General features: G+C 72.5%; 9 protein-coding genes. 4 read left to right on the top strand and 5 right to left on the bottom strand.

Annotation, left to right across the window (positions count from 1 at the left end; all coding sequences use genetic code 11):
* The first annotated feature begins 224 nt into the window (after positions 1–224).
* A complete protein-coding gene (locus AC5L38_RS41995) occupies positions 225–2,117 on the top strand; it encodes a propionyl-CoA synthetase (RefSeq protein ID WP_495248409.1) in 1,893 nt (630 codons plus the stop codon).
* 93 nt (positions 2,118–2,210) lie between these two features.
* Here the strand turns inward: AC5L38_RS41995 and AC5L38_RS41990 are convergent, their stop codons facing one another.
* The 4 genes from AC5L38_RS41990 to AC5L38_RS41975 are packed head-to-tail and all read right to left on the bottom strand — an operon-like array spanning position 2,211 to position 6,853.
* Positions 2,211–3,374, bottom strand: a complete 1,164-nt coding sequence (locus AC5L38_RS41990; protein ID WP_495248408.1) for an alpha/beta hydrolase family protein — start codon at positions 3,372–3,374, stop codon at positions 2,211–2,213.
* A 13-nt stretch (positions 3,375–3,387) separates the two neighbouring features.
* On the bottom strand, positions 3,388–4,809 hold the full coding sequence (locus tag AC5L38_RS41985; protein WP_495248407.1) for a S41 family peptidase: 1,422 nt from the start codon (positions 4,807–4,809) through the stop codon (positions 3,388–3,390).
* Entirely contained in the window at positions 4,806–5,894 is a 1,089-nt protein-coding gene (locus AC5L38_RS41980; RefSeq protein WP_495248406.1) for an ABC-2 membrane transporter-related protein, read from the bottom strand. The genes AC5L38_RS41985 and AC5L38_RS41980 overlap by 4 nt, the downstream gene beginning before the upstream one ends.
* Entirely contained in the window at positions 5,891–6,853 is a 963-nt protein-coding gene (locus AC5L38_RS41975; RefSeq protein WP_495248405.1) for an ABC transporter ATP-binding protein, read from the bottom strand. The genes AC5L38_RS41980 and AC5L38_RS41975 overlap by 4 nt, the downstream gene beginning before the upstream one ends.
* Before the next feature lie 359 nt (positions 6,854–7,212).
* Between AC5L38_RS41975 and AC5L38_RS41970 the strand changes: the two genes are divergently transcribed.
* From AC5L38_RS41970 to AC5L38_RS41960, 3 genes are all read left to right on the top strand, one after another.
* A complete protein-coding gene (locus tag AC5L38_RS41970; RefSeq protein ID WP_495248404.1) occupies positions 7,213–8,706 on the top strand; it encodes a sensor histidine kinase in 1,494 nt (497 codons plus the stop codon).
* Positions 8,703–9,374, top strand: coding sequence for a response regulator (locus AC5L38_RS41965; protein WP_495248403.1), 672 nt, complete (start codon positions 8,703–8,705; stop codon positions 9,372–9,374). The genes AC5L38_RS41970 and AC5L38_RS41965 overlap by 4 nt, the downstream gene beginning before the upstream one ends.
* Positions 9,375–9,567: 193 nt before the next feature.
* A complete protein-coding gene (locus AC5L38_RS41960) occupies positions 9,568–11,931 on the top strand; it encodes a WD40 repeat domain-containing serine/threonine protein kinase (RefSeq protein ID WP_495248402.1) in 2,364 nt (787 codons plus the stop codon).
* Between the two features lie 905 nt (positions 11,932–12,836).
* Here the strand turns inward: AC5L38_RS41960 and AC5L38_RS41955 are convergent.
* The coding region (locus AC5L38_RS41955; protein WP_495248401.1) for an RICIN domain-containing protein at positions 12,837–13,389 on the bottom strand (553 nt) is incomplete at its 5' end.

Below are 13,389 nucleotides of genomic sequence, written 5' to 3'. Positions count from 1 at the left end.
CGACAAACCCCGGCATCCTTCCGTCCCCGCACTACCGCGACGCGCCCACCTCGTATTCACGCGCGCCAACTCGATGCGAAGACCCCACAGGTGGTGGTGTGCCGGGGATTCGAACCCCGAACCCACGGGTTGGAGGTCCTCGGTCCCGCCGGGAGCCGTTCTTCGTGCGTGAAGGCCGGAGAGGGGCCTCGACCCGGGCGTCCGGGAAAGAGCATGATGGCCTGATGTCGTACGTTGACGCCTTCGCCCGCAGCATCGCCGATCCCGAGGACTTCTGGGCCGAGGCCGCCGAGGCGGTCACCTGGAGCAGGCCACCGCGCGAGGTGCTGGACGCGGGGGCGCCGCCCTTCTACCGGTGGTTCCCCGACGGGGAGCTGAACACCTGCCACAACGCGCTGGACCGCCACGTCGAGGCCGGTCACGGCGACCGGGTCGCGCTGATCCACGACAGCCCGGTGACGGGCACCGGCAGGCGCTACACGTACGCCGGGCTGCGCGACGAGGTCGCCGGGTTCGCCGGGGTGCTGCGCTCGCTCGGGGTGGAGCAGGGCGACCGGGTGGTGGTCTACATGCCGATGGTGCCCGAGGCGGTGATCGCCATGCTGGCGTGCGCGCGGCTGGGGGCGGTGCACTCGGTGGTGTTCGGCGGGTTCGCGCCCAGGGAGCTGGCGGCCAGGATCGACGACGCGCGCCCCAGGGTGGTCGTGTCGGCCTCCTGCGGGATCGAGCCCACCCGCGTGGTGCCGTACAAGCCGATGCTCGACGCCGCGCTGGGGCTGGCCTCGCACGCGCCCGCGCACTGCGTGATCCTCCAGCGCGAGCAGGCCCCCGCCGAGGTGGTGGAGGGCCGGGATGTCGACTGGGCGGACGCGATGGCGAAGGCCGAACCGGCCGAATGCGTGCCGGTGCGGGCGACCGACCCGCTCTACATCCTCTACACCAGCGGCACCACCGGCCTGCCGAAGGGTGTCGTGCGCGACAACGGCGGGCACGCGGCGGCGCTGTTGTGGAGCATGGCCAACGTCTACGACATCGCGCCGGGCGAGGTGTTCTGGGCGGCCTCCGACGTCGGCTGGGTCGTCGGGCACTCCTACATCGTGTACGGGCCGCTGCTGCGCGGCGCCACGACCGTGCTGTACGAGGGCAAGCCGGTCGGCACCCCCGACGCGGGCGCGTTCTGGCGGGTGATCGCCGAGCACCGGGTGACCGCGCTGTTCACCGCGCCGACCGCGTTCCGCGCCATCAGGAAGGCCGACCCGGAGGCGGCCCTGCTCGGCGGGTACGACATCTCGTCGCTGCGGACGCTGTTCCTCGCCGGCGAGCGCCTCGATCCCGACACCTACCACTGGGCGGCGGGCAAGCTGGGCGTGCCGGTCGTCGACCACTGGTGGCAGACCGAGACCGGCTGGCCCGTCGCCGCCAACCTGCGCGGGCTGGAGCCCATGCCGATCAAGCCGGGCTCCCCCACCGTGCCCGTCCCCGGCTACGACGTGCGCGTGCTGAGGCCCTCCGGCGACGAGTGCGCCCCGGGCGAGGAGGGGGCGATCTGCATCCGGCTCCCGCTCCCGCCCGGCACCCTTCCCACCCTCTGGCAGGACGACGAGCGCTACGTGAAGTCCTACCTGTCGGCCTTCCCCGGCTACTACCTGACCGGCGACGGCGGCCACCTCGACGAGGACGGCTACCTGTTCGTGATGGGCCGCACCGACGACGTGATCAACGTGGCCGGGCACCGGCTGTCGACCGGGTCCATGGAGGCGGTGCTCGCCGCGCATCCGGCGGTGGCCGAGTGCGCGGTCATCGGGGTCGCCGACGAGCTGAAGGGGCAGGTGCCGCGCGGCTTCGTGGTGCTCAAGAGCGGGGTGGAGATCGACCCGCAGGTCCTGCGGGCCGAGCTGGTCCTGGCCGTCCGCGAGCAGGTGGGCGCCGTGGCGGCCTTCCGGCAGGTGGACGTGGTCCCGGCCCTGCCCAAGACCCGCTCGGGGAAGATCCTGCGCAAGACCATGCGCGGCATCGCGGAGGGCTCCGACGAGCCCGCCCCCTCGACCATCGAGGACGCGACGGTGCTCGACGTGCTGCGCCCCATCATCGGCCGCCGCGCCGCCGTGGACGGCTAGGAACCCGCCCTTTGCCGGGGGCGGTGGTCGTCTCCTCGTGCGTTCGGCACGGCGGGTGAAGGCCTCACCGTCGGCGTCCGGCGGCGCGGGGTCTCAGGATCGGCCGCAGGTCCCGGGACAGAACCTGACCTCGGGGTGGCGGGACGACGGCCCCTCCAGGAGGGGCTGCGGCCGTGACCTCAGGTGCCGGTCGAGGAAGGCCGCCACGTAGACGCGGGTGAGCTCCGCGCCACGGGCCGCGGGCAGCATGCCGGGGAGAGGTTCGAGGCCGATGACGTCCGCCAGCAGCGGGATGTCGGTGAAGGTCTGGTGTTCGGCGTCCGGCAGCACGAGCCAGCGCTTCCACCCGGTCAGCAGCCTCCAGTCACGGTCCCACGAGTGGTCGAGGCCGCCCGGGACGTGCTCTCGCGCCCCCAGGAACATGAACGGCCGGGAGAGGCCGCTCCTGGGGATCCGGGCGTAGGTGGTGCCGTCCATGTCGATCCCGGCGCGTACGCGGGAGTCCTTCACCATGGCCGCCAGGGCGGCGGCCCCGCCGATCGACTGGCCCACCATCGCGATCCTGCCGCGGTCGATCAGGTCCGGATGCCTCCACCCGGAGGTCAGCCGGTCGAGGACGAAGGAGACGTCGGCGGCCCGGCCCCGGACCACCCGCGTGCCGAAGCCCGGGTCGCCGTTGTCGTCGCAGGCGAGGCACTCGGCGACCCGGCCGTCGGACAGGGTGGTGGCGTGGCTCTCGTACGTGTGGTCGATCCCGGCCACGACGTACCCCCGGCCGGCCAGGTCCTCGGCCAGGGACGTGAGGGTGCTCACCGGCTTGGTGAAGCCGGGTGAGAGCAGCACCAGCGGGAGCCCGCGCCCGGCGGGCCGGGCGTCCTTGACGGCGCTGGTCCGTGTTCCGCTCAGCGTGTCGTACGGCGTGGCCGGGAGCCCGGAGCCCTTCAGGAGGAGTTCCGCCTCCCTGGCCGTCATGTAAGGCGAGCGCCGCCCGTCGCGCTCCTCGGTCGGGTACCACAGGGTGACCTTGAGCTCCCTGGCGCCGGCGTCGAGGTCCCACGGATCGGGGCGGGAGGTGTCGGTCAGGTGCAGGGCGGTGGTGCCGACCGGATGGGCGCCGGTGGGGGCGGGCAGGGTGACGGGGCCGGGCGGTCCGGCCCGCGGGGTGTCGGCTCTGGGTGGCGCGGGCGCGGAGCAGGCGGACAGGGACAGAACCGCGAGGACGGCCGGTCCCGCGGCGATCATCAGGAGTCTTCTCATCTGCGAGGTCCCTTCACGTGCGCAGCAGGGTCAGGGCCTTGGCCAGTACGGGGTCGCGCCCGGCGGCCGCGTCCTTCGGGGTCAGGGACACGTGGTGGTCGGGCGGTACACCGATCTTGTCGATGACCTCGCGGTCCGGCCCCAGGTGGTGTCGGCCGGGGAAGCCGAGGAGGGTGTTGTCGGCGAGCAGGTAGGAGCCGGCCGGGCCGGAGACGCGCCCGGCGGTCCTGGTGCCGACCAGCCGGCCGATGCGCAGGTCCTTGACCGCGGAGCCGAAGTGCTCGCAGGCCGAGGCGCAGCCGCGGTCGACGAGCACCACCAGCGGCAGTCCGAGCAACTCGACGGTGTCGTCGGTCGGCATGGCCTGGCAGGTGCCGCCGGCGGTGCACTGGTAAGCGGTGTTCTCACCGTGGACGAACGCGCTCAGCAGCCGGACCGTCTCCACGGGGCTGCCGCCGCCGTTGCCGCGCAGGTCCAGCACGACGCCGGACAGCGTACGGCCCTTTCGCAGCCTGGAGACGGCCTTGAACACCCGGTCCGCGGAGTCGGGCGCGAATCCGGTCATCCGCACGTAGGCGACGTCGTCGTCCACCAGCTCCGACGACACCACCCGCAGGGTGGCCGGGTCCCGCTGGAAGAGGCCGGGCCTGAGCGTGACGGTCCAGCGGCGGCCGGTGTCCTGCCGCAGCAGCCGCAGCCGCACCGGGCGCGCCTCCGGGTACTCGGGGTAGAGAGCGGCGATCGCGGGAGTGGCCCGGCCGTCGACGAAGGGCGCCGAGCCGTCGACCGCTTCGACGACGTCGCCCGGACGCAGCCCGGCCGCCCGCGCGGCGCCGCCCTGCACGGTGGTGACGAACAGCGGCGGAAGGACGACGCCGAGGTCGCCGTTCGCCTGCGAGGCACCGACGTTCGCCTCGAGCCCCAGGCCGTAGCCGTCGTCGTCGTAGTGGTCGATCGGCCGTTCGGGCCGGCGCCCCCAGCGGGCGTGGTTGTCGCCGAGGGCGGCCACGAGTGCCTCCAGGGTGACGACGGCCAGCCGGTCGCGCAGGTCGGGAACCTGGTCGGTGACCTTCCGGTAGACGCTCTCGAAGGCGGTCCAGTCGGTCTTGCGGTCGCCGGTCAGCGCGGGCATGGTCGCGTCGGGCAGGTCGCGCCCGTCACGGACGAGCTCCCGTGTGAGGGCGGCGAATCCGGCGGTCAGCAGCGAGCGGGCGTCCAGGGTGGCGCCGCCGTAGTAGTTGCCCAGGATGCAGAAGTACGCCTGCTCGACGACGTCGATCGTGGTGGCCGTCTCCGGCCCGGGAGGACCTTGGGGCGGTGCGCAGACCGTACCGGCCGTCGTGCTCGCCGCCTGGCCGCGTGGCGGCGCCGGTGCGGTGCAGGCCACCACCAGCAGGAGGGCGAGTGCCGCGGCCGCGATCCTGACGGCGGTCATGAAAGGCGTCTCCGGATCCACCGGAAGGAGAACCACACGAGGCCGAGGGTGAGGAGGGCGTAGATCCCGGTCTCGATCCACTGGAAGGGCCAGAAGCGCTCCAGGGGCTGGTAGGTGGCCTGCTGCCGGTACCCGAGCCGGTTGATCTCGACCAGGCACGTGTCCACGCTCGGTGGTACCCCCGCCCGCGCGCAGGGCCCCGACGTCGTGGAGATCGGGATGGTCCGCACGACCGTCGTCGACGGCCCCGAGTCCCCGTCGCCGTCGTCGGTGCCCGTACGTCCGGACGGATCGACCAGCTCGCTGGACAGGACCCAGGCGCCCGGATGGCCGGGAACGGCCGACGTCCTCAGGAAGATGCGCATGGAGCCGCCCCCCTGCGGATCTCGGTTCGGGCTCATGCCGTCCACGTTCGCCCGGCCCAACTCGAAGGTCGCGGTGACGGGGGGCATCAGGTGGGGCCGGACCAGCGCCGGCATGGCGAGCTGGATCGCGGCGAAGACGGCCAGGGTGAGGGCCATGGCGGGCAGCGTGCGGCGTACCAGCATGCCCACGGTCACGCCGAGGACGAAGGCGAAGGCCGCGTACCCCATCGGGGCGATGCCGCGCGCGCCGAACACCACGGGAGCCATCTGTGCCATCTCCGGGACAGCCGACCTGTCCAGGGGGGCGGACCACCAGGTCACCGCGAGGCCGCACACGCCGGCGGCGATCACGGCCGCCAGGCCGACGAGCCCGAGCTTGACCGCCAGCCAGCGGCCGCGGGTGACGCTCTGGTTCCACACCAGCAGGTGCGTGCCCGCCTCCAGCTCGCGGGTGACCAGCGGCGCCCCCCAGAAGAGCCCGACCAGCGCCGGTACGAGCAACACGACGAGGGTGAGGGCCAGGAAGGGGATGTCGTGCTCACCGAAGAACCGGTCGTAGAAGTCGGGGCAGGTGTCGTCCGGGACGCAGCCGGCGATCCCGGCGGCGTAGTCGGAGGCCAGGTCCGGGCCGGTCAGGGCCAGGGCGGTGGCGAGAACCGCGAGTACGGCGGCCATCATCGTGGCCGAGCCGCGGAACTGACGCCAGGTGAGCCAGATCATCGCCGCGCCTCCTCCTTCTCCTCCTGGCCGGCTCGCCGGTCGTCGGCGGTGCGCCTGTCCATGTAGGTCAGGACGAGGTCCTCCAGGCCGAGCCGGGTGACCGTCCAGGCGGGGTCGTGGATCGGGGCGTCGGTACGGACCACGTACGTGCTCTGCCGGTCGGTGTGGCGCGCGGAGACGACGTACCCGCCGATGGGGAGCCGGTCAGGGTCGTGACGTGGACCGGCGTTCCGGCCGGGGTCGTGGCCTGGACCGGTGAGCGGGCCGGGGGCGTGGCGTGGGCCGGTGAGCCGGTGGTGGGTGGCCAGTAACCGGTCGACCTCCCCGGCGACCTGGAGGCGGGAGCCGGTGAGCACGATCACGTAGTCGCAGATCCGTTCCAGGTCGGAGACCAGGTGGGAGGAGAGCACCACGCTCAGCGTGTGCTCGACGGCGGCCTCCGCCAGCCCCCGCAGGAACTCGCGGCGGGCCAGCGGGTCGAGCGAGGCGACCGGCTCGTCCAGGATGAGCAGTTCGGGCCGTTTGGCCAGGCCGAGGGTGAGGGCGAGCTGGGCGCGCTGCCCGCCGGACAGCCTGCCGGCCCGCTGGGCGGGGGCGAGGCCGAGTTGTGCGATGCGCTCCCGTGCCATGGCGGCGTCCCAGCGGGGGTTGAGCCGGGCGCCCAGCCGCAGGTGTTCGGCGACGGTCAGTCCCGCGTAGACGGGAGTGTCCTGGGCGACGAACCCGACCCTGGCCAGCTGGGCGGGCGTGCCCCCGGGCCGCCCGCCCAGCACGGTGATGTCGCCCGCGGTCGGTTCGAGCTGGCCGCCGGCCAGCTTCAGCAGTGTGGTCTTGCCGGCTCCGTTGGGGCCGACCAGCCCGACGACATGGCCCGCCGGGATGTCGACGGTGCACTCGCGCAGCGCCCAGCGCCTGCCGTACTTCCTGCCCAGGCCCTGGGCTTCTAGGACAGCGGTCACGCTATGTCCTCCTGATAGACGGTCCGAAAGGTGGTCGTGGACAGCACCTCGACTCGATGCCTTGCCGAGGTCGGGGTCCGGGTCGAGGCCGAAGCCGGAACCGCGACCGGGATCGGGATCGGGATCGGGATCGGGATCGCGGCCGGGTCCGGGGCCGAGGTCGCGGCCCCGGAGCGGTGTGACGGCGGGAACGAAACTAGGCACTGCCACGCCGGTGCGCGTCGGCCGTCATATCGAGATCGCGTACCTCCCGGGGACGAAGGGCCGCCGGGTCATCCCTGCGATGTACTCCCCAGGACCGTGAGTCCCCGTCACAACGGCCGATGTGGGACGGACCGGCGGACGGTGACAATGTGCCGGTGGAAACCGGTGAACGACCGTCGTGGCGGCGGCATGTGCTCGACCTGTACGGCCGGCTGGACAGGGGTCACTCGGCTCGGGACACGCCGGAGCCGGGAGGCGACGGCCCCCCGAAGCCGTCTCGCGGAGCGTTCGCCGCCGACGTGGTGGTCGCGCTCGTCCTGACGGTCGCCGCGGTGACCGTGTCAGTGGGATATCCGGCGAACGGCCCCGTCGTGGATCAGCCCGAAGTGATCGAGTACTTGCGGCTCCCATCCGCCGCCCCGTCCCTGGCGCCGATTCCCGATCTCCCGGACCTGCCGGATCTGCCGGACCTGCCAGATCTCCCGGACCTCCCCGATTCCGCCGATCCCCCAGCGGCTCCTGGTGCTTCGCCCGCCCTCCCACCACCTCCCGCCGCTCTGTCCGTCAGCCCGCGGTCCTCCGTCGGCCATCCGCTCGCCCGGCCGTCCTACACCCCGTCCGCGTTCCTGGTGGCGCTGACGACGTTGCCGCTGGCGGTGCGGCGCCGGTACCCGCTCATCACCTTCTGGGTGGTGCTGCTGGCGGCGCGGGCCACGCACATGGACGCCACCTGGATCACCGTGCTGGCCTGCGCCGTGGCCGCGTACGGTGCCATCGTCCACGGCCGTAACCGGTTCCTGGCGATGGGGGGTCTCGTTCTCGCGGCCGGGCTCGCCGGCGCCGGGTTCGGGGACATCACGCCCGCGCTGCCGGGCTGGATGGGGCCGTTCGTCGTCCTGCTGAGTGTCGGGGTCTTCGCGAGCTTCGTCCGCTTCTGGCGGCAGCAGCTGGGAGCCGGCCGGTCCCAGCTCGCCGAGCTGTGGCAGGTGCAGGAGGACGCCATGCGCAGGGCCGTCGCGGAGGAGCGCTCCCGTATCGCCGCCGAACTCCACGACGTGGTGACCCACAATGTCAGCGTGATGGTGATCCAGGCCGGCGCGGCCCGCAAGGTCATGGACGCGGAGCCGGAGCAGTCGAAGCAGGCGCTGCTCGCGATCGAGTCCGGCGGCCGGGCCGCCATGGCCGAGCTGCGCAACGTGATGGGCCTGCTCGCCGGTCCGGGCGGCGAGCGTCTCGACGGGCCTTCCGACGGGCTCGAACCCCAACCGGGGCTCGACCAGCTCGACGCCCTGGTGGAACGGGTCCGCGCCGCGGGCGTGCCGGTGCGCGTCGAGGTGTCGCCGCCCGGGCCGCTGCCTCCTGGGGTCGACCTCGCCGCCTACCGCGTCGTGCAGGAGGCCCTCACCAACACGATCAAGCACGCGGCCGGGGCCGCCGCGTCCGTGACGATCGGTCATGACGGCGACCGGCTGGAGATCGAGGTGACCGACACCGGCGGGGCACGAACCGCCGGGCCGCGGACCGGCGACGGCAGGGGGCTGATCGGGTTACGCGAACGGCTCGCCGTCTACGGCGGGACTCTGGACGCCGGACGGACGGCCGGGGGCGGATTCCGGATCAAGGCCCGCGTCCCGTGGAGGACGACATGACCGAACGGTTGCGCGCCGTCATCGCCGACGACCAGGCACTGGTACGCACGGGATTCCGGATGATCCTCGCCGCCGACGGCATCGAGGTGGCGGCCGAGGTCGCCGACGGGGAGGAGGCCGTCGCCGCGGTCCGCCGTACCAGGCCCGACGTCGTGCTCATGGACATCCGGATGCCGCGGATGGACGGCCTCGAAGCCACCCGGCGGATCCTCGCCGGTGGCGCCGGGGACACCCGCGTGCTGATCCTGACCACCTACGACCTCGACCAGTACGTGTACGCGGCGCTCGCCGCGGGGGCGAGCGGGTTCCTGCTCAAGGACGTCTCCCCCGAACACCTGGTGGCCGCGGTCCGCCTGGTGCGCTCCGGCGACGCCCTGCTCGCCCCCACCATCACCCGCCGCCTGGTCGAGCGTTTCGCCCGCCGCGACGACGTGCGGCCGGCCCTCCACCGCGACCTGGCCGAGTTGACGCCCCGGGAACTGGACGTGCTGCGCCTGCTCGCCACCGGCCTGAGCAACGCCGAACTCGCCGACCGGCTGACCCTCAGCGTGGCCACGGTGAAGACCCACGTCGCGCGCATCCTGTCCAAGCTCGGCCTGCGCGACCGCGTCCAGGCCGTGGTGGTCGCCTACGAGACCGGCCTGATCTCCCCCGGCGGCACCGGCTGACCCGAACGCCCTCGGCGCCGCGGCCGACGGCTCAGCGGTCAACGGCTCGGCGGTCGGCCGGAATCCCGCGCGGTCGCCTCCGCCCTTCCCGGAAATTCACGCGCCGGTCGAATGGCCCACGCTCGGCATCATCACGGTTACGATCAGTTCCCCTTCACGGCTTATCGCACCGTTCCATCGTTAAGGTTCTACCGTGGCGAACGACGCGGACAGGCTGGTCGCCGGGCGATACCGGCTGATGGACGTGCTGGGCCGCGGCGGGATGGGCACGGTGTGGCGGGCGCGGGACGAGAGCCTGCACCGCCAGGTGGCGATCAAAGAGCTCATCCTCCCCGACTACCTGGACGTCTCCGCGCGCGAGACGCTCTACAAGCGGATGCGGCGTGAGGCCCGCGCCGCGGCGCAGCTGAAACATCCGTCGATCATCACCGTCCACGACCAGGTCGTCGACGCCGACGGCCGCCCGTGGATCGTTACAGAGATCATCGACGGGCCCTCGCTGGACGAGGTGCTGAGAACCCGGGGCCGCCTGCCGCCCCAGCGGGTGGCGGCGATCGGCGGGCAGGTCCTCGCGGCGCTGGCGGTCGCGCACGCCGCCGGGATCACCCATCGCGACATCAAACCCGCCAACGTCCTGCTCGAAGGTGAGCGGGTCGTGCTGACCGACTTCGGGATCGCCGCCGTCGAGGGGGACGTCACCCTCACCGGCGCCGGCACCACGCTGGGCACCCCCGCCTTCATCTCTCCCGAGCAGATCAACGGCCATCCCGCCACCGCGGCGTCGGACCTGTGGTCGCTGGGCGCCACCCTGTACGCCGCGGTCGAGGGCCGCAGGCCGTTCAGCGGCACGACGCACGGCTCGATCTACGTCTCGATCGTCACCCGTCCGCCCGCCCCGCCCGTGCACGCCGGCCCGCTGGCGCCCCTTCTTGAGGGGCTGCTGCGCAAGGACCCTGCCCGCCGCCTCACCGGCCCGCAGGCCGCCGGGGCTCTCGCCGAGATCGCCGCCACCCCGGCCCCCGCTGAACCCTCCACCGGACCGAACCCGGAAGCGGGACCGGAACCGGGAGCAGGGCAAGGACCGGAACCGGGAGCGGGGCAGGGGCAAGAACCGGGACCGGAAGCGGAAGCAGGACCAGGACCGGGACCGGACGACGGCGACACCCGGATCGCCGGACGCCCCACTCCCCCCGCACCCGCTCCTTCACCGCCCCCCTCGCTGTCTCCCTCACCGTCTCCCTCACCGACCGAGGCGTACGCCACCGCACGCCAAGAGGGGGTACGGCCCGTCACCCTGCCGTTCACCGCCGTGTCTCCCGCCGTCCCGCCCTCCACCGCCTCGCCGGTCACCACCGCGTCCACCCGGGTCGCGGCGCGTACCCCCCGGCGCGGGCTCCGCCCGGCGATCGCGGTCGTCGCGGCGCTCCTGGCCACCGCCGCCACCGTGGCCTACCTGTCCTGGTCCACGACGGGGCCCACGGAAGTGACCGAAGTCGCCCAGCTCAGGGGGCACACCGAGAGGGTGAACGCGGTGGCGTTCAGCCCCGACGGCACGACGCTGGCCGGCGGCGACGGCGACGGCGCGGTGATCCTGTGGGACGTCCCGGCCCGCCGTCCGATCGGCGACCCGATGAAAGGCCACACCAGGGCGGTGGAGGCGATGGCGTTCAGCCCGGACGGCAGGATCCTGGCCGGTGGCGGCAACAACAACGAGGGGACCGAGCCCGGCGACCACACGGTGGTCCTGTGGGACACGGCGACCCGCCGGCCGATCGGCGACCCTCTCACCGGTCATGGCGACTGGATACGGTCGGTCGCCTTCAGCCCCGACGGCAAGGTCCTCGCCACCGGCAGCGCCGACAAGACGGTGATCCTGTGGGACGTCGCGACCCGCCGGCCGATCGGCGACCCCCTCACCGGCCACACCGACTGGGTGCAGTCGGTCGCCTTCAGCCCCGACGGCAGGACCCTCGCCACCGGCGGCGACGACGCGGCGGTGATCCTGTGGGACGTCGCGACCCGCCGGCCGATCGGCGACCCGCTCACCGGTCACACCGATCTGGTGCGGTCGGTCGTCTTCGCTCCCGACGGCAGAACCCTCGCCACCGGCGGCCGCGACATGACGGTGATGCTGTGGGACGTCGCGACCCGGCGGCCGATCGGCGACCCGCTCACCGGCCATCCGGACGAGATTCACACCATCGCGCTCGGCCCGGACGGCGAAACCCTGGCCGTGGGCACCGGCTCCGTGGTCCGGCTGTGGGACCTGGCGACCCGGCGGCCGATCGGCGACCCCCTCAGCGGCCACGCGGGTCCGGTCTGGTCGGCCGCCTTCGCTCCCGGCGGCGAGACCCTCGCCACCGGCGGCGACGACAAGACGGTGGTGTTGTGGGACACCTCCTCGCTGACCGGCGCGGGCACGGCCGTTCCGTGGCCGTGGCTCGCCGGGGCGGGTGCGCTGGTCGTGGCGGCGGGAGCGGTGGTGGTCCTACGGCGCCGCGGCGGTCGGGCTCCGGTCCGGGAGGCCACCGAGGCGGGAGTTTCGGCGACCCCCTAGGGAGAACCGCCTTCCGGGAACGGCCCTCTCAAGGCTCAAGGCCCGAAAGGAGAGCCTCCGGGCGATGTCTCGGGTGCGGGGGGCCGGGGGCCGGACGGCCCCTGTCGGCGAGGAACGCGCGAACCCGGCCGATGGCCGGCGCGGCACCGCCGGCCATCGGCCGGATCACCTCCGGGTCCAGGCGTCACGTGTCAGTCCGATGGCGGGCGAAGAGAACTCGGAGGCGTTCTCGTATGTGCGAGAACCTGATCGGCGAGTTCTTCGATGAATACGGCGTTCATCGCCGGCTTGCCATCCAGACCGTTACCTTCGAACGGGCCCAAGAGAGGTGAACTCTGATATCAAGCAGACGACACCAACCTTTTCCGACCCCTCGGATATGTCATTTATGACAATGCATAGCAAACACTAAACGCAAGAATGTCGTCAAGAGTATGAAACATGGCTTTCCAGATCTGTCATGTTCACCTGTGACGTCGGCGCTTCATCCGCTCCGGCGGATCCGACGTGATGAGAGCCTTCCGGCGAACACGTCGACGTCGCCCTGTTCGACCGCTCGGCAGGCGACCGCGACGCCATGGCGCGCACACCTCGCGGTATCACCGCCGGGCCGGCCCGGCGCCGGTTCCATTCCGTTCACCGTCGAGCCGGAGGCCCTTTTGAATCGTTCGGAAGGGCCACCGGATGTAATTCCTCTTCGCGGGCGGCGTCATTCATCCTTCGGGCTTTTCCGCCCCGGGTCCACCGCTGGTTGTTTCCGCCGTGGCGGGAGTTGAGAAGTCACCGCCCGCGCCCCGGGCACCCGGACGACGAGAGGGGCCAGGACGGCGATCACCGTAGCGATCACCGCCCCGACCCCGATCGGCACCGTCCGGTGCCGTCTCACGATTCGATTCCTTGAAGCCCTAGCTCCGGGTCCACTTCTGGTTGTTGCCGCCGTGGCAGCTGTAGAGCTGGATCAAGGTGCCGTTGGCGGTTCCGGTGTTGGCGGCGTCCAGGCACAGGCCCGACTGGACGCCCGCGATCGAGCCGTCCGAGTTGAGGCGCCACTTCTGGTTGTTGCCGCCGTGGCAGGCGTAGATCTGGGCCTTGACCCCGTTGGCGGTTCCGCCGGCGTCCAGGCACTTGTTGCCGTAGACCCTGAACTCCTGCGCGGAGGTGTAGGTCCACTGCTGGTTGGAGTTGGTGTGGCAGTCCCACAGCTGGACCTGGGTGCCGTCGGTCGTCGAGGCGTTCGGCACGTCCACGCAGCGGCCGGAGGCCACGCCCCTGATCTGTCCCCCGGTCCCCGGGGTCGGGGTGACGGTCGGCGTGACCGTCGGGGTGGGCGTGGGCGTGGGATTGGTGGGGGTCGCGCTGTTGAGCGCGTTCAGGACGGAGTTGTAGGCGGCCTTCTTGTTGCCCGAGGTGTCGAAGAGCAGCGGGCTGGTGTTGGCGCCGAGCCAGGAGTCGCTGTCG

The sequence above is a fragment of the Streptosporangium nanhuense genome (assembly GCF_059358815.1).
Note: the sequence above shows the minus strand (reverse complement) of the source record. Positions and strands in the feature narration are given on the sequence as shown.

Coding starts and splice junctions, on each gene's coding strand:
- AC5L38_RS41995 (WP_495248409.1), top strand. CDS start 225: ATGTCGTACGTTGACGCCTTCGCCCGCAGCATCGCCGATCCCGAGGAC.
- AC5L38_RS41990 (WP_495248408.1), bottom strand. CDS start 3,374: ATGAGAAGACTCCTGATGATCGCCGCGGGACCGGCCGTCCTCGCGGTT.
- AC5L38_RS41985 (WP_495248407.1), bottom strand. CDS start 4,809: ATGACCGCCGTCAGGATCGCGGCCGCGGCACTCGCCCTCCTGCTGGTG.
- AC5L38_RS41980 (WP_495248406.1), bottom strand. CDS start 5,894: ATGATCTGGCTCACCTGGCGTCAGTTCCGCGGCTCGGCCACGATGATG.
- AC5L38_RS41965 (WP_495248403.1), top strand. CDS start 8,703: ATGACCGAACGGTTGCGCGCCGTCATCGCCGACGACCAGGCACTGGTA.